This window comes from Bradyrhizobium sp. OAE829 (genome assembly GCF_040546575.1).
GTDB lineage: Bacteria > Pseudomonadota > Alphaproteobacteria > Rhizobiales > Xanthobacteraceae > Bradyrhizobium.
In genome coordinates, this window is the sequence record NZ_JBEPOE010000001.1 from 2,747,411 (window position 1) to 2,768,302 (window position 20,892).

18 protein-coding genes, 1 tRNA gene and 3 pseudogenes are annotated in these 20,892 nt (G+C 61.3%); 13 read left to right on the forward strand and 9 right to left on the reverse strand.

Annotated elements, in window-relative coordinates:
• Nucleotides 1–40: 40 nt before the first annotated feature.
• Entirely contained in the window at nt 41–808 is a 768-nt protein-coding gene (locus tag ABIE49_RS13350; protein WP_192737536.1) for a creatininase family protein, read from the reverse strand.
• Nucleotides 809–1,576, reverse strand: coding sequence for an enoyl-CoA hydratase/isomerase family protein (locus ABIE49_RS13355; protein WP_192737537.1), 768 nt, complete (start codon nt 1,574–1,576; stop codon nt 809–811). It lies immediately after the preceding gene.
• Nucleotides 1,577–1,950: 374 nt separating this feature from the next.
• Here ABIE49_RS13355 and ABIE49_RS13360 point away from each other — a divergent pair, with 374 nt between their 5' ends.
• The 3 genes and pseudogenes from ABIE49_RS13360 to ABIE49_RS13370 all read left to right on the forward strand — a co-directional run bounded on the left by ABIE49_RS13360 (nt 1,951) and on the right by ABIE49_RS13370 (nt 5,781).
• On the forward strand, nt 1,951–2,583 hold the full coding sequence (locus ABIE49_RS13360) for an Lrp/AsnC family transcriptional regulator (protein ID WP_210337379.1): 633 nt from the start codon (nt 1,951–1,953) through the stop codon (nt 2,581–2,583).
• 1,537 nt (nt 2,584–4,120) lie between these two features.
• Nucleotides 4,121–4,938, forward strand: a pseudogene (locus tag ABIE49_RS13365) (recombinase family protein); the annotation flags it as partial.
• A 147-nt stretch (nt 4,939–5,085) separates the two neighbouring features.
• Nucleotides 5,086–5,781 carry a hypothetical protein gene (locus ABIE49_RS13370; protein WP_354067481.1) on the forward strand — a complete coding sequence of 232 codons (696 nt, stop codon included), beginning with the start codon at nt 5,086–5,088 and terminating at the stop codon, nt 5,779–5,781.
• Here the strand turns inward: ABIE49_RS13370 and ABIE49_RS13375 are convergent.
• The 4 genes and pseudogenes from ABIE49_RS13375 to mnmA all read right to left on the reverse strand — a co-directional run bounded on the left by ABIE49_RS13375 (nt 5,738) and on the right by mnmA (nt 8,242).
• Nucleotides 5,738–5,814 (reverse strand) — tRNA-Met (locus ABIE49_RS13375). The genes ABIE49_RS13370 and ABIE49_RS13375 overlap by 44 nt on opposite strands.
• Nucleotides 5,815–5,929: 115 nt before the next feature.
• Nucleotides 5,930–6,295 carry a hypothetical protein gene (locus ABIE49_RS13380; protein WP_192737538.1) on the reverse strand — a complete coding sequence of 122 codons (366 nt, stop codon included), beginning with the start codon at nt 6,293–6,295 and terminating at the stop codon, nt 5,930–5,932.
• A gap of 72 nt (nt 6,296–6,367) precedes the next feature.
• Nucleotides 6,368–7,006 (reverse strand): class I SAM-dependent methyltransferase, encoded by a 639-nt coding sequence (locus ABIE49_RS13385; protein WP_192737539.1) that lies wholly within the window; start codon nt 7,004–7,006, stop codon nt 6,368–6,370.
• 35 nt (nt 7,007–7,041) lie between these two features.
• Nucleotides 7,042–8,242 (reverse strand): annotated as a pseudogene (gene mnmA, locus ABIE49_RS13390) (tRNA 2-thiouridine(34) synthase MnmA).
• Between the two features lie 375 nt (nt 8,243–8,617).
• On the opposite strand from mnmA, the gene ABIE49_RS13395 reads away from it, so the two are divergent.
• On the forward strand, nt 8,618–10,255 hold the full coding sequence (locus ABIE49_RS13395) for a flagellar hook-length control protein FliK (RefSeq protein WP_192737541.1): 1,638 nt from the start codon (nt 8,618–8,620) through the stop codon (nt 10,253–10,255).
• 10 nt (nt 10,256–10,265) lie between these two features.
• Nucleotides 10,266–10,964, forward strand: a complete 699-nt coding sequence (locus ABIE49_RS13400; protein WP_192737542.1) for a flagellar hook assembly protein FlgD — start codon at nt 10,266–10,268, stop codon at nt 10,962–10,964.
• Nucleotides 10,965–11,914: 950 nt separating this feature from the next.
• On the opposite strand, the gene ABIE49_RS13405 is transcribed toward ABIE49_RS13400, so the two are convergent.
• Nucleotides 11,915–13,051, reverse strand: a complete 1,137-nt coding sequence (locus ABIE49_RS13405; RefSeq protein WP_192737543.1) for a helix-turn-helix transcriptional regulator — start codon at nt 13,049–13,051, stop codon at nt 11,915–11,917.
• Nucleotides 13,052–13,233: 182 nt separating this feature from the next.
• On the opposite strand from ABIE49_RS13405, the pseudogene ABIE49_RS13410 reads away from it, so the two are divergent.
• From ABIE49_RS13410 to flbD, 7 genes and pseudogenes are all read left to right on the forward strand, one after another.
• Nucleotides 13,234–13,496 (forward strand): annotated as a pseudogene (locus ABIE49_RS13410) (IS5/IS1182 family transposase); the annotation flags it as partial.
• A gap of 211 nt (nt 13,497–13,707) precedes the next feature.
• Nucleotides 13,708–13,983 carry a CtrA inhibitor SciP gene (gene sciP, locus ABIE49_RS13415; protein WP_002714638.1) on the forward strand — a complete coding sequence of 92 codons (276 nt, stop codon included), beginning with the start codon at nt 13,708–13,710 and terminating at the stop codon, nt 13,981–13,983.
• Between the two features lie 179 nt (nt 13,984–14,162).
• Nucleotides 14,163–15,779 (forward strand): flagellar basal-body MS-ring/collar protein FliF, encoded by a 1,617-nt coding sequence (fliF, locus tag ABIE49_RS13420; RefSeq protein WP_192737544.1) that lies wholly within the window; start codon nt 14,163–14,165, stop codon nt 15,777–15,779.
• A gap of 6 nt (nt 15,780–15,785) precedes the next feature.
• Nucleotides 15,786–16,868 carry a flagellar motor switch protein FliG gene (fliG, locus tag ABIE49_RS13425; protein WP_192737545.1) on the forward strand — a complete coding sequence of 361 codons (1,083 nt, stop codon included), beginning with the start codon at nt 15,786–15,788 and terminating at the stop codon, nt 16,866–16,868.
• Nucleotides 16,868–17,497 (forward strand): FliH/SctL family protein, encoded by a 630-nt coding sequence (locus tag ABIE49_RS13430; RefSeq protein ID WP_192737546.1) that lies wholly within the window; start codon nt 16,868–16,870, stop codon nt 17,495–17,497. Before fliG ends, ABIE49_RS13430 begins: the two co-directional genes overlap by 1 nt.
• Before the next feature lie 10 nt (nt 17,498–17,507).
• Nucleotides 17,508–17,858: a flagellar motor switch protein FliN gene (fliN, locus tag ABIE49_RS13435; protein ID WP_192737547.1), complete on the forward strand. Its 351-nt coding sequence runs from the start codon at nt 17,508–17,510 to the stop codon at nt 17,856–17,858.
• A 48-nt stretch (nt 17,859–17,906) separates the two neighbouring features.
• Nucleotides 17,907–19,286, forward strand: coding sequence for a sigma-54-dependent transcriptional regulator FlbD (gene flbD / locus ABIE49_RS13440; RefSeq protein WP_192737548.1), 1,380 nt, complete (start codon nt 17,907–17,909; stop codon nt 19,284–19,286).
• Between the two features lie 177 nt (nt 19,287–19,463).
• Here the strand turns inward: flbD and ABIE49_RS13445 are convergent, their stop codons facing one another.
• Nucleotides 19,464–19,619 carry a hypothetical protein gene (locus ABIE49_RS13445; RefSeq protein ID WP_192737549.1) on the reverse strand — a complete coding sequence of 52 codons (156 nt, stop codon included), beginning with the start codon at nt 19,617–19,619 and terminating at the stop codon, nt 19,464–19,466.
• Between the two features lie 272 nt (nt 19,620–19,891).
• On the opposite strand from ABIE49_RS13445, the gene ABIE49_RS13450 reads away from it, so the two are divergent.
• Nucleotides 19,892–20,275, forward strand: coding sequence for a hypothetical protein (locus ABIE49_RS13450; protein WP_192737550.1), 384 nt, complete (start codon nt 19,892–19,894; stop codon nt 20,273–20,275).
• Here ABIE49_RS13450 and ABIE49_RS13455 read toward each other — a convergent pair.
• Nucleotides 20,256–20,891, reverse strand: a complete 636-nt coding sequence (locus ABIE49_RS13455; RefSeq protein WP_192737551.1) for a flavin reductase family protein — start codon at nt 20,889–20,891, stop codon at nt 20,256–20,258. The two genes, ABIE49_RS13450 and ABIE49_RS13455, sit on opposite strands and share 20 nt — an antisense overlap.
• Between the last annotated feature and the right edge of the window lies 1 nt (nt 20,892).

The following is a 20,892-nucleotide window of genomic DNA, read 5'->3' on the forward strand; positions in this document are numbered from 1 at the left end:
AGCCGCTGTTACGCTAAGATGTTTGAGCCGATTATGGATTCTACGATTTGAAGGAGCCGACCAAGAGGTCAGCTATCGCTTCAAGGCAGCTATCACCGATCTGCACGGTCGAACCGCGAGGATCGCCGAGGATTCCATTCTTGGTGATCGACGAGATCCCATCTTTCCACATCAACTTGAGTTGCTCTTGCGATAGCAAACCGAGGTTGCCGGGCTCAAATCGGTCGGCCCGCACACTGTCGGGACGAAGTTTCATCATCAGCGAGGTCTCTGCTATGTCGGCGTGCCCGCCTACTGCCGCAGGATCGCCGCCGGAAATCTCAACGGCCTTGCGCCATCGATCCAACCAACTCTCCGAATCGACAAATGCGTCGATCCTGATCGGCTGGGCTACGCAGCTTCGCAATCGGGGAAGTATCTCGCGGAGAATTGGGAAGTTACCGATATGCCCTGAGAACAGAATAATTCTCGAAAAGCCGTGGCGGGCCAAACTCGTGCAATAATCCCGGCAGATCGCCTCGAATGTTTCGGGACGAAACGATATCGTGCCGGCAAACGCAAGATGGTGAGAAGAACAGCCCACTCTTACTGTCGGCGCAACAAGCGTTCGACCAAGTCGCCGCGCGACCAAGGCGGCCAAGGCTTCCGCATGATCAGCGTCCATGCATAGCGGTAGGTGCGGCCCATGCTGCTCAACTGCGCCACATGGCACAACCACTGTATCAAACCCACGCTTCAAGGCGGCAGAGACGTCCTCAAAGGTCATAAGTTCGAGACGCAACTCGTCATTATACTCGGTCGTAGTCATTCAGGATTGCTTTATGTTTTTTGCCAGAAAGCGCGCGCGCGCGTCTGCGGAAGCTTTCTCGCCGAGGTATTCCTTTAGGTCGTCAATAGTCATTGCGTCGAGCGCATCATCGTCCATCAACCCGGTCAAGTTCAGCGACCGCTTTATGGCGGCAAAGAGCTTCTTATCCTTTCCCCGAAGCTGGCGGCAAACCGAGATTGCTCGATCCCTTACTTTGCTGGTTTCGACGATCTCGTCGATTGCCCCGATCTCTATTGCCTTCGACGCATCGATTAGCTCGCCCCAGTACAACAACGATTGCGCCGCGCGACGACCGAGCATTTGCACGGCCTGGCGCATACCTTTGACGGCCGGCAGAAGGCCATGATTTATTTCCGGGAAACCGACCTGACATTCCTGGTTGGCGACAATGTAGTCAGCGTGGAGCAAGAATTCGAAAGCGCCGCCGACAGCATATCCGCGCACGGCACAAACGACTGGGCCCGGATACCGCTCCAGCTCGCAGAGCCACGCGTGAAAAGCCCTCAATCGCGGGGTAGCAATTTCGACACTGGCGACTTCTTTGATGTCACCGCCCGCGCTGAAGAAGCGATCGCCCTTCCCCGTTAGAACTATGCCCGGCGGCGACGGCTCGGTTGCGAACGCACGGATATTGTCTAAAAGACTCGAAATGAGGTCGTTGTTCAAGGCGTTAGCGGGCGGGCGATTCATGGTCATCACGACCAAGTCGAGTTCACGCTCAATAATGAGGATATCGGAACGGTCCATGTTCACGACCGTATTCGAGGCTTCGTCGAATAGTCTGCCGAACTAATCTGCTATTTCCTCACTCGACGACAGAAACGACCTGCGACGCTCGGCTTTGCCCTATTCTGTGCTGCAACAAGCTTCCGCTTAAGGGGCACGGAAGCGTCGCCCGTACACAGCCTTCGATAGAGTAGTCCTTGGAAGCAAACGCCTAGGGCGAAGAAACGCGGCTAGCTTGGGTCACTTCTGTCAGTTTTTCGATATAAGTCGGCATTTTGTCGAAATTCTACACGGTCAGGACGAGTTAGCATTCTCGTCATGGAGATGTCACCTCGCGTCAATCGCGGAGGAGAAGCTTCGGTACCGAGCCATTTGTCCATTAGGAGGACAACGATATGACCGTGATGTCACTCGACAGGATCGATATCAAAATTCTGAACGAACTGCAGCAGAACGCGAGTTTGACGAACGTCGAACTTGCCACGCGGGTAAATCTCTCTCCATCACCTTGTCTGGCCCGAGTCAGACATCTCGAGAACGTTGGCGTCATTGATCGCCGAATCGCGGTTCTCGATCCTTGCGTGCTCGGTCTCAGTGTCACTGCATTCATTCACATAAAGCTCGAAAAGCAAGTTCAGCTGTCGCTTGACAATTTCACTCGCGCAATTGATCGCATGAGCCAAGTGATGGAATGCTATCTCATGACGGGAGACAGCGACTATCTTCTTCGAGTCCTGGTGGCGGATATCGAGGACCTTGAGGACCTCATCGTCAATAAACTATCGAGAATTCCTGGCGTCTCAAGCATCAAGTCCAACCTCGCACTCAAAAAGATTTCGCACAAGACCATGCTTCCTATCGATTCATCGCGCCCCGTTGAAATCAAACCGTGCTACGCAGGCGCGAGACATAGAGAGAAGGCTGCAAGGGCGAGGTGCGAAAGCTCAACGGTTTCGGAAAAACCAGACTCGACTTTGATTTTGGGGACACCGCACGTAGACGTGCATGCTAATTTCAACGTAAGTTAAGACCATTGCCCGGCTGGCGAACTTGTTAGAACGCTTCAATCGATACCTCATAGCCTTGCAGTTCAATTTCCCTACTGTCCGCTTGAAGCGGAACGAGCGTCCACCAGGATGGCACGGTCGATGGTGCAGACATAACGAATTAAAATTCGGAAGTTTTTCTGTTTCAATCGCCGCTTCGGCACAAAATGCTGCACACAACGTGCGATCTTTGTTCCTGCCAAGGCCACCAACACATTCGTTGCCCGGCGGCTAGTATTACTTGACCTCATTTGAGTGACGGTTTCCTCCCAGACTTGGGCCTGGCCTGCAAGGCCGGGCTGCTTTTCTCAAGCATAATCCTTTCTGTTCGAACCGCGTCGCATCACCAAGGATGCAGAATTGCCACGCCTTTAACGGCCGCTTCGCGCCAGAAGCTGCCGCTCACCATTTTGACCCAGGGATGCAGGGGTTCGCCCACGTCGATTGTGCAGCTGAAGTCTCAATACAGAACCGTTAGGGATCAGGCTTCAGAAACGCCGCACCAGTTTCGCACCAGAAACAACTTCATCAGAACGCAACGAACGCGATCGAAATCGAACAAAAACGCAGCAAAATCAACGAAGGTGATCGATATTCTGCCGCTCATAACGGTCTGGTTGCAGGTTCGAGTCCTGCCGGGCCCACCAAAAATCAATGGGTTAGTTCGTCCTGCTTCATTGCTCCACTGAACTACCGCACCAGAAACGCCCCGCTTCGTCGCTCATTGCCGTAGTCCAGTGCCCGCAAATTAATGTTTCCCGTTCGATCGGGCCATGGTCTCTCCTCTTTGATCGTAGACTTGGCGGCAATATCGCACAAACAGGCGAACCCGCACTGCTGCTTTGTTCATCGCACGGCCCGTCAACGGTCGGCTATGTTTCGTGATGGACCGCTTTGCGCCAGAAGCTGCCGCTCACCATTTTGACCCAGGGATGCAGGGGTTGGCCCACGTCGATTGTGCAGCTGAAGTCTCAATACAGAACCGTTAGGGATCAGGCTTCAGAAACGCCGCACCAGTTTCGCACCAGAAACAACTTCATCAGAACGCAACGAACGCGATCGAAATCGAACAAAAACGCAGCAAAAGAAGGTGATCGATATTCTGCCGCTCATAACGGTCTGGTTTCAGGTTCCTACTCGTCTCGGAAGATTGTTCGCTCCTGGATCCTCGTGCTCTTTTGTTGGTACTGCCGACTTGGGTCTACGAAACCATCGAAAGGACGCCGACCGATTCGCACGCTACGGTTTCTGATTCTACGACAAAAGGGATTTTGAACTTTCAGCCGAATACGCGCGGCTGCACGCTTAGCGTATGACTAGAGATGAGATCAATATCAGTCGTGCGGTTTGCAATCAGCACTCGCGTGAGTCTGGTCAACCGATCATGCTGTGCCGTTGCCATCAGCGAAGCGTTTGATCGTGCCTCGCGGAACACCAAAATTGCCCTTGCAGTCGATTCCGGATGAGGCGATTCTACGCCTTGCACGGGCATTGGCACGCCAAGCGGCAAGGGAAGATCATGAACGAGATCAGGTCAGCACCGGAACCTTCAATCAAGAAAGCGGTGATCTACGCCCGGTTCTCGACGGACCTGCAAAACGAGAGATCGATCGAGGACCAAATCACGCTCTGTCGGGCTTACGCGTCGCGCGAAAATATAAACATCATCGAAGTGTATGAGGATAGAGCCCGCTCTGGCGGCTCCATAATGGGACGGGGGGCTTACTCCGTCTATTGGATCAAGCAAGAGACCGATCTTTTGACATCGTGGTCGTCGAGGCTCTCGATCGCCTCTCGCGCGATATGGAAGACCTCGCCGGTATCCATAAGCGGCTTTCGTTTCTCGGTATTGAAATACGTGCCGTCCACGAAGGCGTCGTGAACACAGTCCTGGTTGGACTTCGCGGACTGGTGGGTCAGCTATATCGCGAGGACAATGCCCACAAGGTGCGCAGAGGCCTGGCTGGTCGCATCGGCCAAGGCCTCAATGCAGGTGGGAAGGCCTATGGCTATGCTCCTGCAGTCGGCGAAAAGGGCAAGCGGATCATTGTCGAAGCCGAAGCTAAAATCGTCCGGCGGATTTTCGAGGAGTACGTTGCTGGAAAGACACCTCGTGAAATCGCATACGATCTGAACAACGAAGGCATATCGCCGCCGCGCGGGCGTTCATGGAACGCCTCGACAATTAACGGCAACCTGCGGCGTGGCACGGGCATAATCCAGAACGAACTCTACGCGGGGCGGCTCGTCTGGAATAAAGTGCGGATGATCAAAGATCCTGACACAGGGAAGCGACTATCGCGTCCGAACGCCAAGAACGACTGGCAGGCTGCGGACGTGCCAGATCTGCGCATTATCTCTCAAAAACTATTTGACGATGCGCAGAGTCGCAAACAGGCGCGCGGGATTACCCACCCGAACCATCAGCGGCGGCCGCGCCACATGCTGTCCGGTCTCCTCCGCTGCGGAGCATGCGGTTCAGGGATGTCAACCAACGGCAAGGATAAGTCGGGACGCATTCGCATCCGCTGTTCAGCTGCAACGGAGAGTGGTGCGTGTCGGGATGCAAAGACATTCTATCTCACGACTGTGGAAGGTGCTGTCCTTGCCGGCCTGAAGGCCGAGATGCGGCATCCAAGCGTGATTGCCGAATACGTGCGCACTTACCATGATGAGCGCAAACGTCTTTCCGCCAAGACGAATGCTAGACGCGCTCACCTCAAATTGCGGCTCGGCGAGCTCAAGCGCGAGATCTACCGGCTCGTGGACGCGATAGCAAAAGGGCACGGTGACCCAGCGGTGCTCGGGCCGCGATCGAGTGTCTTAGACGAAGAGCGGAAGCAGGTCGCGAAGCAGTTGAATGCCGAGCCCACGGTCGATGATGTCATCTCGCTCCATCCGGCAGTACTTGCGCGCTATGAGCAACAACTGGCCCATCTTCAGGATGCATTGTCGAAGGGCGTAAATGCGGGGGATTCTGAGGCCGCGGAAGCAATCAGAGATCTCGTCGAGACAGTAACGGTATTCCGGAACCCCTCACATCCGGGCGGGGTCACGGTTGAGATAGTCGGACGCTTGAACGCACTGCTCGGGGAGCAGGCCTACCCCCACAACGTTCGAGGGGTGTGGGGAAAGGTGGTAGCGAGAGAGGGACTTGAACCCCCGACCCCAGGATTATGATTCCCGTGCTCTAACCAGCTGAGCTACCTCGCCACGGTTCACCGTCACGGCTCTAATATACCGCAGTCGCGAACGCGCGGCATATAAGGAGTCGGTCGCCGACCTGTCAAGCAAACCTGCTTGGTTCGAAAAGTGCCTGCAAACGGCGCTATTTGGGCCGGATCGACTGGTCGCCGCCGGGGCTGCCGGGCGGCGGAATCACCGGCGTTTTGCCGCCACCGGGCGCCGGTGCATGCATTTCGGGATCAATGCCGGCGGGCGGGCACAGTACGCCGTCGGAACGGGCCAATCTTTCGCCGAGCGGTTCGGCCCGCTGGCCGGTGGTGGTGCCCTCCGGTGCTGCCGCGCCGGAATGCGGCGCTGGATGCATCGGCGCGCAATTGGCGGTCCGCGCGAGCGATGGCGGCGCGGTCGGAGCCGGGGGAGTGGCCGGACTCGGCGGGGCCTGCGCCGCCGCCACGCCGGAGGCCGCCATCAGAACACACGACAGAAAGAGCGAGCGTTTTATTGCCATGCAGGGAAAACGGTCCGCGGCCGCGGAGGTTCCCGGCTGATTTCAAGACTTGCAATCTCAGGACTTGCAATTTCAGGACTTGCGGAAGCGGATCAGCGAAAAATGCCCCATCGGCGGCATCGGCCGCCGTTCTGTCAGACTGACGCCACCATGCTTGGCAGCCCAATTGGTCAATCGTTCCCAGGGGAATTCCGGCCGCCAGCCGAGCCGCCGCGCCAATGGCGCGAAGGCAAGTTCAAAGACGCGCCGCGGGCCGCTTTCGGCCCCGATGTGATTGACCAGGATGAGTTCGCCGCCGGGCTTCAGCACGCGGATGAAATCATCCAGCGTGCGTTCGGGATCCGGCACCGCGGTGATGACATATTGCGCCACCACCGCGTCGAAGAAGGAATCCTTGAACGCCAGATTCTTGGCATCCATCACCGCGAGCGTTTCGACATTGGAGAGACCGAGCGCGCGAACCCGCTGTTGCGCCCGGCGCAGCATCGGTTCGGAAATATCGACGCCGCACAATTTGGTGCTGCGCGAATAATCCGACAGCGACAATCCGGTGCCGACGCCGACGTCGAGAATGCGTCCGCCGATCTTGTCGGCTTCCGCGATCGTCGATTGACGGCCGTGCTCGAACACCTTGCCGAACACGAGATCGTAGACCGGCGCCCAGCGCCCATAAGCCTTTTCGACCCCCTCGCGGTCGATGTCCGCAGTCATTCCCTTAAGCCCCCGCCCTTATGCCCCGCATTTTTTTAGCCGCGCATCACCTCGGCAAGCGGTGGTGAAGTTGCCGCCACCCCTGCCCTCGCCGCGGCGTTCCGCGCGGTCGCACTTTTGATGAATCCGCCGCCGAGCACGCGCGCCTGCCCCGAGGGCGCGTCGTAAAACACGCAGGCCTGGCCCGGCGAAACGCCCTCTTCGCCGGCGACGAGTTCGACCTCATAGCCGCCGTCGACCGCACGCAGCCAGGCCGGCTGCGGCGGACGCGTCGAGCGCACGCGCACGAACATCTCGATGCCTGCGCCGATCACGCGCTCCAGCGCGCCGTCGCCGATCCAGTTGACGTCGCGCAGCTGGATACGGTCCATCCGCAGCGCCTCGCGCGGTCCCCACCACGACGCGGCGGCTGGCGGCATCGAGCTTGACGACATAGAGCGGCGCGGCTGACGCGATGCCCAGTCCCTTGCGCTGGCCGACGGTGAAATGAACGATGCCCTGATGCTGGCCGATAATTTGGCCGTCGAGATCGACGATGTCGCCGGGCTCGATCGCGCCGGGCTTCAGGCGGCCGATGATGTCGGTGTAGCGCCCGGTCGGGACGAAGCAGATGTCCTGACTGTCCTGCTTGTCGGCGACCTCGAGGCCAAAGCGCCGCGCCAGTTCGCGCGCCTGCGGCTTGGTCATGTCGCCGAGCGGAAAGCGCAGATAGTCGAGCTGCTCGCGCGTGGTCGCGAACAGGAAATAGCTCTGGTCGCGATCGGCGTCGGCGGCGCACACCAGCGCCCGCGATCCGTCAGCGAGACGTCGCGAGGCGACATAATGTCCGGTGGCGAGCGCGCTGGCGCCAAGCTCGCGCGCGGTCGACAGCAGGTCGCGAAACTTGACCGAGCGGTTGCACTCGATGCACGGCACCGGCGTTTCGCCGAGCGCGTAGCTGTCGGCAAAATTGTCGATCACCGACTCGCGGAAACGGCTTTCGTAATCGAGCACGTAATGCGGAATGCCGATCCGCTCGGCGACGTTGCGGGCATCGTGAATGTCACGGCCGGCGCAGCAGGCGCCCTTGCGATGGGTGGCCGCCCCATGGTCGTAGAGCTGCAGCGTGATGCCGACCACGTCGTAGCCCTCGGACTTCAGCAAGGCAGCCGTCACCGAGGAATCGACGCCGCCAGACATGGCGACCACGATCCGTGTGTCCTGGGGGCGGCCTTCGAGGTCCAGACTGTTCGGCATGGCAGGTCAATCGGCTTCAATCGCGAGGCAGCGCCGCGCGGCAAGAGTTCAAAAAAGCCTTTTACATATAAGGCCTTAAGGCCCGGTCCGGCCCTTTTTGGCCGGACCGGAAGCCCGCTCTTTAATATAGGCCGTATTCCCGGGAGGCAATCAGCCGGACCGGGTTTGGCCCGGCAATAGACGGCAAATCTTGCCGCCGGGCAGAAAAAGGGGCCGGCCCAGGGCCTTTGTGGCCGACCCGGCTCCACTCTAAGATATTGAAATAAAACAATGTTTTTGCAGACTTCAGCGTGGCCCGGTCCTTGCTCAGGGATAGCCAAGGTTTCAGCGCGAGGGTCGCCCGTGGTTAGTGTCACGTCAGAACTATTGGCAAACGTGTCTTTTCAAGGCGCGACGGCGAGGTCGGGGCGGCCGGATTCCGACCAGACGGCCGGAAACGACAGCTTTGCCGCGCTGGTCGACAGCAACAAGGCCGCTGCCAACAGCGACAACCGTACCCAGGACTCTGCGCCGCGACGCGCCGATGATTCGCAAATCCCGGCGGACAACCGGGCGCGCGACAACGCCGCCGCATCGGACAAGGCGGCTTCGGACAAAGCGGCATCCGACAAGGCCGCGCGCAGCGACGCACGCCAGGATTCCAGCGGCCGCGATGCCGGCAGCAACGCCCGCGACAACGCCGAAGCAGACACCAACACCGACGCAACCCGCCGCTCCAAGCCGAAATCGGATTCCTCCAAGTCCGACGCGTCGAAACCGGATGAGACCAAGGCGGAAGGCAAGCCCGCTTCCGGCGAAGGCGCTGCGGCCACCGATCAGACCGAAGCGACACAGGATACGGCAGCACTGGTGACGGCCAGCGCCGTTGCATCAGTCATTCCCGTCGCCACGGCAACAGTGGAAGCCTCGAGCGCAAAAGCTCCGACCGATACCGCGACGGCGCCGCTTGCGATCGCCGCGGCCGCCATTGCCGCCGCTGCCTCGCTCACCGGAGCAGCCGCTCCGGCGGCCGATGCCAGCGCAAATCCGGCAGCGACCGCCAACGCCGCCAAGACAGAGGGCGCGAAGATCGATACGCAGACCGAGGTCAGCGTCGCCGTCACCGCGCAGGCCACGCCCGCCGACACCACGGTCAGAACAGGCATCGCATTGGCTGCATCCGCAGCCGCGACGGCTGCCGGCGCGTCGAAAAACGCAACGCAAGCCAAGACGACGGTCGCCACGAAGGAAGCCACTGCGACATCGGGCGAGTCCGACAAGGCTGCCGGCACGACCGCTGGCCCCGCGGCTCCGGCGCCCGGCACCATCGTTCCATCAGTCACGCCGCAGGCGGAGGTCGCAGGCCAGCCGAAAGCCGAGAACGGCGTCGTCGACGCCGCCAAGGCTGATGTCGCAGGCAACGGCGCGCCGGCACCATCGGCCAATGCAGCCGCCCATGCGCATCCGGTCACAGCCGACGCCAGCCAGACGCTGGTCAGCGCATCGAACAACGGCTTCCAGGCCGCAGGCGCGATCCAGACGCAGCAGCCGGCATCTTCCACCACGCCGGCCCCGGCCCCCCAGCTCAACGTCGCCGTCGCGACATCAGCGGCGGTGCCGCTCAGCGGGCTTGCGATGGAAATCGCAGCGTCCGCCAAGAGCGGCAAGAGCCGTTTCGAAATCCGGCTCGACCCGGCCGAGCTTGGCCGCATCGACGTCCGCATCGATGTCGATCGCAACGGCCAGGTCACCTCGCATCTGACGGTGGAACGGCCGGAGACGCTGTCGATGCTGCGCCAGGACGCCAACCAGCTGCAGCGCGCGCTCGACAATGCCGGGCTTTCGACCGGCAATAGCGGGCTGCAATTCAGCCTGCGCGATCAATCCTCGCAGGGCCAGAACGACGGCAACCAGTCCAATCCCAACGCCCATCGGCTGGTCGTCAGCGAAGAAGACAGCATTCCGGCGGCGGTTGCCGGCCGCAACTATGGCCGCATGCTCGGAGCGAGCGGCGGCGTGGACATCAGGGTTTAACGGAGACGTTATGGCAATCGAAGCAACCATGCCGACACCGATCGTGTCGGCGGCCGGAACGGGCAGTTCGACCTCCACCAGCTCCACGTCCTCGACGGCGACGACGGGGATCGCGGACAATTTCCAGACCTTTCTGACGCTGCTGACGACGCAGCTGCAGAACCAGAATCCGATGGATCCGCTCGACACCAACCAGTTCACCCAGCAGCTGGTGCAGTTCGCCGGCGTCGAGCAGCAGCTGCGGTCCAACGAGCAGTTGAAGTCGCTGATCGAAATCGAAAAGAGCGCGCAGGCGACGCAGGCGCTGGTATATGTCGGCAACACGGTTGCGGTCGACGGCAGCAAGGCGCAGTTCGACAAATCGGCGACCTGGAATTTCAAGTCGGAGAAAGACACCACGGCATCGATCACGATCACCAACTCGACGGGACTGACGGCCTATTCCGGCAGCTACACGCTGAAGCAGGGCGGCTCCAGTTTCGTCTGGGACGGCAAGGGCAATGACGGCGTGCAGTGGCCGGCCGGCACCTACACCCTGACCGCCACCGGCAAGGACAGTTCAGGCAACAACGTCTCGATCTCCACCGAAGTCCAGGGCGTCGTCGACTCGGTCGACCTCAGCGCCTCCCCGCCGCTGCTCTCGATCGGCGGGCAAAGCTACACCACCGACAAGATCAAGCGCGTGGTGCGGCCTTCGACCTCTAGCTAGCGCTACAAGCTGACGGGTCGCGCTCTCGTCCTCGTCGTCCCGGCGAACGCAGGGACCCATAGCCACCGGCTATGGTTTTGCGAAGAACGCCTCATCTATCCTGCTTATTCGTGAGCACAACGCGGTATGGGTCCCCCGATGCGCAATTGCGCATCTGAGCGTGCGCAGGGACGACGTGGAGTGAGACTTCGGATTCAATTGTCAAACAACCTTGCCGTCATCGCCCGGCTTGACCGGGCGATCCAGTACGCCGCGGCTTCTCGGTTCAATCATGAGCGCCTCTGGAATACTGGATCACCCGCATGCGCGGGTGATGACAGCTGAATATGTGTTCGCAACCTCGCGGCGCGTTGCGCCCGAGCTTTGCTGGGAATTTCCCGCCCTCGAAAAACTGAGGGCGCAGGGAATGCCGGATGCGCGCTGCACCCGCGGTCTCATGTGCGATTAGCACAACACAAAATGCACATGAGCATACAGGGCAGCGGAGAACATCCGACATTCCCTGCGCAGTGGCTTTACGGCTTATGCCGTGATCTCCCCGGAGACGAGTTCTTGGTTGACTCCGTCGCTGCCGTTCCCGCTTGCGCTTCTCCGACAGCTTGACGCCTGCAACGGGCGCCAGGACCACACGGTTTTGCCGTACGCCCACCTGCGCCATCGTCTCTGCGCAAACAGGCGTCCACCGCAACCCGCCCAACGTCCGTGACGACGGCCGACGCCCTTCTGACCAGGACGGGATGGGCAACCACATACCCCTGATTTTCATTCTGGTAAACAGAAATATTTTTTATTACGGGGGTTGACATCATTTCTGACAATCAGAATTGATTTGCCCGACGGGTTGATTTGTCGCACGCGGCCCGCGAGATTTCGCTTACGCGCAAGGCGACGCAGCCACGTCGGTAGTCGGTAGATGGCCCCCTCGATGATGGCTTGCCCTGAGACATGGGCTAGGACAACATCATCCGCGCGAGCAGCGCCACGAGTTCAGCCTGGCGGGATACGCCAAGCTTTCGAAAAACGCTCTTGAGCATGGTGCGGACGGTTTCCTTGCCAACGCCGAGGCGCGCGGCCGTGTCTTCCAGCGCCACTCCCGAACCAACCAAGGCGGCGACACGGGCCTCTCCCAGCGTCAAGCCGAACACGTCGCGAACCAGCGCAGGATCGGCTGGCTCGCCGATCTTCTGTTCAACAGCCAGCACGATTGCCCGGGTCCGTGTCAAAAACTCTTCTGTCAAATTCGACGGGCCTGCAATCGGCAATACGTAGAAAACCCATCGTTGCTTGGAGGATCTGGATTGAACAATGATTGGCTTGGAGCGGGAGGTCAGGTCATGCGAGTCACTCACGGTCGTTCGAGCGATTTCGCCTTCAAACGCATTTTGCGAAGGTCGATGCCTGATGCGCAGGTGGTCATCCACTAGTTCGAGCACATTGCCGACCAGTCGCTGTCCCGAAGAGTTGGCAAACAATAGGCGCCCCCCTGAATCCAGCGCGAACACGCCGACATCGATGCGGGCAAGGGCTTCGCCGACGGCGAGATTGGTCGCCCTGGTCTCCAGCAACCTAATCGACAATCGCAGTGATTTTTCGACATGGCGCCCGAGATGAGCCAAGCTATCAAGTTCATCATCCGAATATTGTTGTTTTTTCTTCAAGTCCCGCTGGATGCTTAGAAGCACCCCGATTTGCGGATGCGGCGACACCGCGACAGCGCCAAACCAACCGAGACCATGTTTTGTCAAAAACGTCGCACAAAACGGATCGCTCCGTAGTTCGTCCTCCGAGCAGACGTGACGATCGCAGAACGGAGTTCCGTTAAAGAAATATCCCCTTTCGATGGCGCGATTGGCTTTTATGTCGCGTTGAGACCAGCCCCCTTCGATGTAATCCTGCTGTGCGCCCATCAAACTTTCAGTAGCGATGGTGCCGAACGTGCCGTCGTCCTTCCGCCACTGCAGGATGGCCCCGACGTCGTCAAAACAACCGACGATCTTGTCAAGGGCCTGCGGCCAGTTCGCCGGCTCTGGCGCGGCGTCATAAATCGCTTCAATCGCCGAATGAAGACGCGCAGTGCTGCTATTCATGCTTTGAATCTCAATGACACAAGACAGGAACCTGACGCCCCTCTCCGAAGCGGTCAATAGCCGGTCGGGTTCCGCATATGGCACGCAGTGAAGAGACTTTTCACCTTTAAACCGCTCCGACGTAGTGAATCCCGTCTCATCTGATCCCGAGCGCCATACATGTGCGTGCGGCCTTCAAGGCTCGTGGACACGACGCGGACTGGATCAGGGAGTTTGCCCGCCAGCAAGGAGCATGGGCGAACATTCCGCCGAAACGAATTGCACGGACCCGATCTGCTTCAGCCCGCATCTGTATCGTGCGCGGAACTTGATCGAACGGTTCTTCAACAAGATCAAGCAATGTCGGCGTGTCGCCCGGTACGACAAACACGCAGCCAACTATCTGGCGTTTATCAAGCTCGCATCAATCCGAATTTGGCTACGCGCTAATGAGTCCACGCCCTAATTAAACTCGCGGCTAGTATCAGCCAGTAGGAATCTCTTCCCCGGCTCCAATCCGCCCACCCGCCTCACCGTCTTCCCCAGACGCCTCCCCGGCCCCAGTTCCAGCCATTTCCAACGAGATTCGTATTGAACCCTTGGGCTTAGGCAAATTTTAAGTCGCACGGCGTAGGTTATCAGGGTGAGTTCAGTGGTTGAGAGTTTGTGAGTACGCCATGACAGAACCCCATCGCCCGAGGGTAAAATACGTCATCGGGCCTGACGGAAGTCCATTAACAATTGCGGACCTGCCCGCGCCCGGCACCAAGCGGTGGGTGATCCGCCGCAAGGCCGAAGTCGTTGCCGCGGTTCGCGGCGGCCTGCTCTCCCTCGAGGAGGCTTGCAGCCGCTACACGCTGACGGTGGACGAGTTCCTGTCCTGGCAGTTCTCCATCGACCAGCATGGCCTTGCAGGCTTGCGGACCACCCGCATCCAGCAATACCGGCAATAAACGCTCCAAACCGGAAGATTTGATGAAAACCGGCTTCGTTTTGCGAAGCTGGTTTTTTTCATGCCCAAACTTCTTCACCGACTTTAACGGTCGTTAACCATATGGAAACCATCCCCTAGGCAATAATTGCCCAGTCGGTCCCCGGGTACGAATCTGGGCCGAACCCCTGGGGGCGGTTGGTGCAAAGTCTCGTTGCTTTCCTGAAAGGCCTTGGCGCGTCGCGGCTGATGGCGATGGTCGCCGTGACCGCAGCCCTGATCGGCTTCTTCGCGTTCGTCATCATGCGCGTCACGACGCCGCAGATGACCACCCTCTTCACCGACCTTTCGGCTGAAGACTCCTCCAGCATCATCAAGGACCTGGAACGCCAGGCGATCCCCTTCGAAATGCGCAACGAAGGCGCCGTGATCATGGTGCCGAAGGACAAGGTGACGCGGCTGCGGATGAAGCTGGCCGAAGGCGGCCTGCCCAAGGGCGGCGGCGTCGGCTACGAGATCTTCGACAAGTCCGACGCACTCGGCACCACCAGCTTCGTCCAGAACATCAATCATCTGCGCGCGCTGGAGGGCGAACTCTCCCGCACCATCCGCGCCATCGACCGCATCCAGGCTGCGCGCGTCCATCTGGTGCTGCCGGAACGGCCGCTGTTCTCGCGCGAAATCCCGGAGCCGTCGGCGTCCATCGTGGTCCGGGTGCGCGGCAGCCTCGAGCCCCAGCAGATCCGCGCCATCCGCCACGTGGTGGCATCCGCCGTCAACGGGCTGAAGCCGCAGCGGGTGTCGATCGTCGACGAAGGCGGCCGGCTGCTCGCCGACGGCGCCAGCAGCAATCCCGAGGGCGCCAGCGGCGACGAGCGCCGCACCGCCTTCGAGAAGCGGATGCGCAACGAGGTCGAGGCGATCGTCTCCTCGGTGGTCGGCCAGGGCCGCGCCCGCGTCCAGCTCACCGCCGATTTCGACTACAACAAGGTCACCCAGACCTCGGACAAGTTCGATCCCGAAGGCCGCGTGCTGCGCTCCAGCCAGTCCCGCGAGGAATCCTCGGCCACCGCCGGCGACACCGGCCAGGTCACGGTCAACAACGAACTGCCCGGCAACCAGACCAATGCCGGCGTCGCGGCGCGCGACCAGAGCAAGAAGAGCGAAGAAACCAACAATTACGAGATTTCCCGCGTCACCAAGACCGAAGTCACCGAGGCCGGCCGGGTCAACAAGATCTCGGTCGCGGTGCTGGTCGACGGCGCCTACACCAAGAACGAAAAAGGCGAGATGGTCTATCAGGACCGCAGCAAGGAAATGCTCGACCGCATCGCCACGCTGGTTCGCTCGGCGATCGGCTTCGACCAGAAGCGCGGTGACCAGGTCGAGGTCGTGAACCTGCGCTTTGCCGAAGCCCCGTCGGTGCCCCCGGTCGCCGAGCCAACCGGCCTGCTCGGCATGTTCCAGTTCACCAAGGATGACGTCATGTACGTCATCGAGCTTGGCGTCATGATGCTGCTCGGCCTCGTCGTCCTGTTCATGGTGATCCGCCCGCTGGTCAAGCGCATCCTGGCCGCCGAAGCCGTTCCCGCGCTGGCCGGCGGCGCCGCGCTGCCGGCGCTGGCCGACGGCACCTCCGAAGGCGCGCCCGGCCAGGCCCTGATTCCCGCTGGCGGCGCCGCAGCGCTGATCGACGTCGCCCAGGTTCAGGGCCAGGTCCACGCCCAGGCCGTGCACCGGGTCGGTGAACTCGCCGAACGAAATCCGAACGAGACCGCCTCCATTGTTCGTCAATGGCTCACCGAACCTGTCGAGTAAGCTGACATGGCCGTACCGCAAACCACCAACGCCAACGACATCACCACCGTCATCTCGGCGCTGGCGAGCCGTCAGGCGACAAGGCCGAAGGGCAAGCCGCTGAGCGGCCCGCAGCGCGCCGCCATCCTGATGCTCGCGCTGGGCGAACAATATGGCGGCAAGGTCTGGGCGCTGCTCGACGACGACGAGGTGCGCGAACTGTCGATCCACATGTCGACGCTCGGCACCGTCGAGGCCGACGTGGTCGAGGACCTGCTGCTCGAATTCGTCTCGCGGATGTCGGCCTCCGGCGCCCTGATGGGCACCTTCGACGCCACCGAACGGCTGCTGCAGCAATATTTGCCGAGCGAGCGCGTCACCGGCATCATGGACGAAATCCGCGGCCCCGCCGGCCGCAACATGTGGGAGAAACTCTCCAACGTGCAGGAAGAGGTGCTCGCCAACTACCTCAAGAACGAATACCCGCAGACCATCGCCGTGGTGCTGTCGAAGCTGAAGCCGGAGCACGCCGCCCGCGTGCTGGCGATCCTGCCCGAGGATCTCGCGCTCGACGTGGTCGGGCGCATGCTGAAGATGGAAGCGGTGCAGAAGGAAGTCATCGAGCGCGTCGAGCAGACGCTGCGGACCGAGTTCATGTCGAACCTGTCGCAGACCCGCCGCCGCGACGCCCACGAGGTGATGGCCGAAATCTTCAACAATTTCGACCGCCAGACCGAAACCCGCTTCATCACCTCGCTGGAAGAGGAAAACCGCGAATCCGCCGAGCGCATCAAGGCGCTGATGTTCACCTTCGACGATTTGATCAAGCTCGACTCCGCCTCGGCGCAGACGCTGATGCGCAACATCGACAAGGACAAGCTCGGCATTGCGCTCAAAAGCGCCAATGAGGAGGTGCGCAGCTTCTTCCTCGGCAACATGTCGTCGCGCGCCGGCAAGATGCTGCTGGACGACATGGCCGCGATGGGACCGGTGCGGCTGCGCGACGTCGACGAGGCGCAGGCGCTGCTCGTCAACCTCGCCAAGGACATGGCCGCCAAGGGTGAAATCACCTTGACCAAGAACCGCGCCGACGACGAGCTGGTGTACTGATGGCCGCGCCCGCAAAATTCCTGTTCGACATGGACTTCGGCGCGCCGGACAAGGCGCGCGAGCGCCCCGCCACGCCCGCCGAGATCGCACAGAAGATCGCCGCGGCCGAGGCCCGCGCCTATCGCGATGGCTACGAGGCCGCGCAACGCGAGGCCAGGGCCGAAAGCGACCGCCGCGCCGCGCTGGCGCTGGAGGAGATCGGCATTGCGATCAAGGGCATCGCCTCGCGCTTTGGCGGCATCGAGGCGCGGATGGAGACCGAGGCGGTCGATGTCGCGGTCGCGGTGGCCCGCAAGCTGTGCAGCGAACTGATCGCCGCCGAGCCGCTCGGCGAGATCACGGGACTGGTGGGCGACTGCTTCTCGCATCTGGTCGCGACGCCGCACCTCGTGGTCCGCATCAACGACTCCCTCTACGACGCCGCGCGCGAAAAGATCGAGCGGCAGGCCACGCAGAGCGGCTTCGAGGGCCGGCTGGTGATCCTGGCCGAGCCCGGGATCGCAACCGGCGACTGCCGGATCGAATGGGCCGACGGCGGCGTGGTGCTGGAGCGAGCCGCCATCGAAGCCAAGATCAACGAACTAGTCGGGCGCTACATGGCGTCCCGCGATCAGGCCGGAAGGCCGTGAGGACTGAACCATGAGCGACACCGACACACAGGTCCCGCTGCAAGACCTCAACGCGTCAGCCGCGGAGCCCGCGGACGATCTGGCCTACAATGAAGACGAACAGGCCTCGCGCATCGCGGCCGACCTGGAGGCCGTGTTCGACGTGCCGGTGCAGGTCTCGGCGGTGCTGGGGCGCTCCAAGATGGACGTCGGCGAGCTGTTGAAGCTCGGCCCCGGCACCGTGCTCGAGCTCGACCGCCGCGTCGGTGAAGCGATCGACATCTACGTCAACAACCGCCTGGTGGCGCGCGGCGAAGTGGTGCTGGTGGAAGACAAGCTCGGCGTCACCATGACGGAAATCATCAAGGCGGAACGCAACTAAACAACGGCACGCGCACAAGCTGCGCGAACAGACGAACAGGAGACTATGATGCGGCTTCTCATCGTTGGCACATTGAAGGGCCAGCTCACCACGGCCACCAAGATCGCGATGGACAACGGCGCTTCGGTGACCCACGCCGAGACGATCGAACAGGCGATGGCGGTGCTGCGCGGCGGCAAGGGCGCCGACCTGATGCTGGTCGATGTCGCGCTCGATATCCGCGATCTGGTGATGCGGCTCGAGGCCGAACACATCCATGTGCCGATCGTGGCCTGCGGCATCTCCAACGACGCCCGCGCCGCGGTCGCCGCGATCCACGCCGGCGCCAAGGAATACATCCCGCTGCCGCCCGATCCGGAACTGATCGCCGCCGTGCTCGCCGCCGTCGCCAACGATTCCCGCGACCTGATCTATCGCGACGAGGCGATGGGCAAGGTCGTCAAGCTGGCACAGCAGATCGCGGGCTCCGACGCCTCGGTCATGATCACCGGCGAATCCGGCACCGGCAAGGAAGTGCTGGCACGCTACGTCCACACCCGCTCGGCCCGCGCCAAGCGGCCGTTCATCTCGATCAACTGCGCGGCGATCCCCGAGCACCTGCTTGAATCCGAACTGTTCGGCCACGAAAAGGGCGCCTTCACCGGCGCCGTGGCGCGGCGCATCGGCAAGTTCGAGGAAGCCACCGGCGGCACGCTGCTGCTCGACGAAATCTCCGAGATGGACGTGCGGCTGCAATCGAAGTTGCTGCGCGCGATCCAGGAGCGCGTGATCGACCGCGTCGGCGGCACCAAGCCGGTCCCGGTCGACATCCGCATCATCGCGACCTCGAACCGCAACCTGGCCGACGCCGTGCGCGAAGGCACCTTCCGCGAGGACCTGCTGTTCCGGCTCAACGTCGTCAACCTGAAGATCCCGGCGCTGCGCGACCGGCCGGCGGACATCATCGAACTGGCGCACCATTTTGCGAAGAAATATTCCGAAGCCAATGGCGTGCCGCTGCGCCCGATCTCCAGCGAGGCGCGCCGGGTGCTGACCTCCAACCGCTGGCAGGGCAACGTCCGCGAGCTGGAAAACACCATGCACCGCTCGGTACTGATGGCGCAGGGCGACGAAATCGGCGCCGACGCGATCCTGACCCCGGACGGCGACCGTCTCGACCTCGCCAAGACCGCACCGGCCGTGGCCCACGCCACCTTCGCCGCCGAACAGGTCACGCGCGCGCTGGTCGGCCGCACCGTGGCCGACGTCGAGCGCGACCTGATCCTGGAGACGCTCAAGCATTGCCTCGGCAACCGCACCCACGCGGCCAACATCCTCGGCATTTCGATCCGCACGCTGCGCAACAAGCTGAACGAATATGCCGACGGCGGCATACCGATCACGCCGGCCGGCGCCGGCGACTATCAGCGCTTTGCGGCGGCGGGGTAGTTACATAACCACTGTCATTCCGGGATGGTCCGAAGGACCAAACCTCAGATGCGCAATTGCGCATCGGGGAATTTCGGGATTCTCCGATGTGCAATTGCACATCGTAGTTCGATGCCTTGCATCGCCCTGGAATGACGCCTCGAGTTATCGCTACTGTGCATTACCTCAGCTTCGACATCACGAATAACTCGGTGCGTCCGGCTTGCGGAAGATGTGGATGGGGTCGCCAGGCTGCAGATCGCGACCGGTGAAGACCGCATAGGCGTAAAGCGCGAGATAGCCGATCGCAAGCGCGCCGACGCCGTAGAATGCCCAGACCGCGATACGCTTCATCGGGCCACCACCCCGTATCGGATCAGGCGCGCGACGTCGCGCCGGCAAAACCACCGCAGCGGCAAAACAGTTTTGGAAAGTCTGCGTTCCAAGGCGCGCTCTCATTCCGGGCGGAAGTGAGCGTTCTAATCCGTGCGGCGGCTGAACACCATGGCCACGACCAGTCCGCGCCGGTCCCTCGTCACCAAATTTTCACATTTTCCGGTCCGCGATTCCATTTGCCTCGCACAACCTTTTGTTGCTATGCTTTTATCAGGCAACGGGAGAGCGATATGACGATATATGCGCAGACGAGCGGGACGCAGTCGACAACGTCCGATTCGTACGTACCGATTCCCGGGCTCACCTTCAGCATTCCGGAGGGCGTCGGCACTTCCGCGTTGATTATCCTGAACTTGCCCTATGTTTACGCCGAGGGTCCAGCGTCACCTGGCGGAATCTTCGGCATCGCGATCAATGGCGCCGTGTCGCCGGTCGTGGGAGGATTCACGAGCGGCATGCCAGTCGTACCTAACACCGGCCGCGTACCAACCACGCTGATCGTCAACATACCGTTGGCCGGTGCAGCGCAAACCATTACCGCTCTGTGGCGAGGCGTGCGTGGCAGCACAGTGATCATCGACTCACCGGCGAGCCTCAGCGCGATCCTGAACTAGACCGGCTGACATTATCGCGAGGGGCTCGTGGCGCGGGGACGCTGACCTCCGCCAGCCGGACCGCGTCTTCGTCGCGATCGATCGCGACGTATTGCCCCTGCCAATAGGCCAGCGCCGCGGTGCGGGTCGAGAGCTGCAGGTCCAGCACGCGGCCGATCAGAATCGCGTGGGAATGCCGCTCGACGATTTCCTCCACCTCACACTCGATCGCGGCGAGCGCGCCCACCAGCAGCGGCACGCCTGAAGCGCGCGTCTTCCACTCGGCGCCGGCAAACCGCTCGGCGCCCTTGAGCCCGTCCTTGCCGGCAAAGCGCTCGGCGACATCGATCTGGTCCGACGTCAGAATATTGACGCCGAAGAAGCCGTAGCGCTGCACGAGCGGCCATGAGGACGCGTTCCGGTTGACGCTGACGATCAGCGCCGGCGGATCGACCGACAGCGACGACACCGAGGTCACCGTCATCCCTGAAATATCCTTGCCTCGCCCCGCCGTAACGACGCTCACCCCGCCCGTCAACTGGCGCATGGCGCCGCGGAAATCGTCTTGAGAAACCGCGCGGGGCACCTCTTGGGAAACCTGACGGTCGATCGCGATATGCCGGACAACGGAGTTCATC

What these genes read in the sequence shown, in the direction of transcription:
- ABIE49_RS13350 (WP_192737536.1), bottom strand. Translation starts at nt 808, where the DNA reads ATGACTACGACCGAGTATAATGACGAGTTGCGTCTCGAACTTATGACC.
- ABIE49_RS13355 (WP_192737537.1), bottom strand. Translation starts at nt 1,576, where the DNA reads ATGGACCGTTCCGATATCCTCATTATTGAGCGTGAACTCGACTTGGTC.
- ABIE49_RS13360 (WP_210337379.1), top strand. Translation starts at nt 1,951, where the DNA reads ATGACCGTGATGTCACTCGACAGGATCGATATCAAAATTCTGAACGAA.
- ABIE49_RS13370 (WP_354067481.1), top strand. Translation starts at nt 5,086, where the DNA reads ATGTCAACCAACGGCAAGGATAAGTCGGGACGCATTCGCATCCGCTGT.
- ABIE49_RS13380 (WP_192737538.1), bottom strand. Translation starts at nt 6,295, where the DNA reads ATGGCAATAAAACGCTCGCTCTTTCTGTCGTGTGTTCTGATGGCGGCC.
- ABIE49_RS13385 (WP_192737539.1), bottom strand. Translation starts at nt 7,006, where the DNA reads ATGACTGCGGACATCGACCGCGAGGGGGTCGAAAAGGCTTATGGGCGC.
- ABIE49_RS13400 (WP_192737542.1), top strand. Translation starts at nt 10,266, where the DNA reads ATGGCAATCGAAGCAACCATGCCGACACCGATCGTGTCGGCGGCCGGA.
- ABIE49_RS13405 (WP_192737543.1), bottom strand. Translation starts at nt 13,051, where the DNA reads ATGAATAGCAGCACTGCGCGTCTTCATTCGGCGATTGAAGCGATTTAT.
- sciP (WP_002714638.1), top strand. Translation starts at nt 13,708, where the DNA reads ATGACAGAACCCCATCGCCCGAGGGTAAAATACGTCATCGGGCCTGAC.
- fliG (WP_192737545.1), top strand. Translation starts at nt 15,786, where the DNA reads ATGGCCGTACCGCAAACCACCAACGCCAACGACATCACCACCGTCATC.
- ABIE49_RS13430 (WP_192737546.1), top strand. Translation starts at nt 16,868, where the DNA reads ATGGCCGCGCCCGCAAAATTCCTGTTCGACATGGACTTCGGCGCGCCG.
- fliN (WP_192737547.1), top strand. Translation starts at nt 17,508, where the DNA reads ATGAGCGACACCGACACACAGGTCCCGCTGCAAGACCTCAACGCGTCA.
- flbD (WP_192737548.1), top strand. Translation starts at nt 17,907, where the DNA reads ATGCGGCTTCTCATCGTTGGCACATTGAAGGGCCAGCTCACCACGGCC.
- ABIE49_RS13445 (WP_192737549.1), bottom strand. Translation starts at nt 19,619, where the DNA reads ATGAAGCGTATCGCGGTCTGGGCATTCTACGGCGTCGGCGCGCTTGCG.
- ABIE49_RS13450 (WP_192737550.1), top strand. Translation starts at nt 19,892, where the DNA reads ATGACGATATATGCGCAGACGAGCGGGACGCAGTCGACAACGTCCGAT.
- ABIE49_RS13455 (WP_192737551.1), bottom strand. Translation starts at nt 20,891, where the DNA reads ATGAACTCCGTTGTCCGGCATATCGCGATCGACCGTCAGGTTTCCCAA.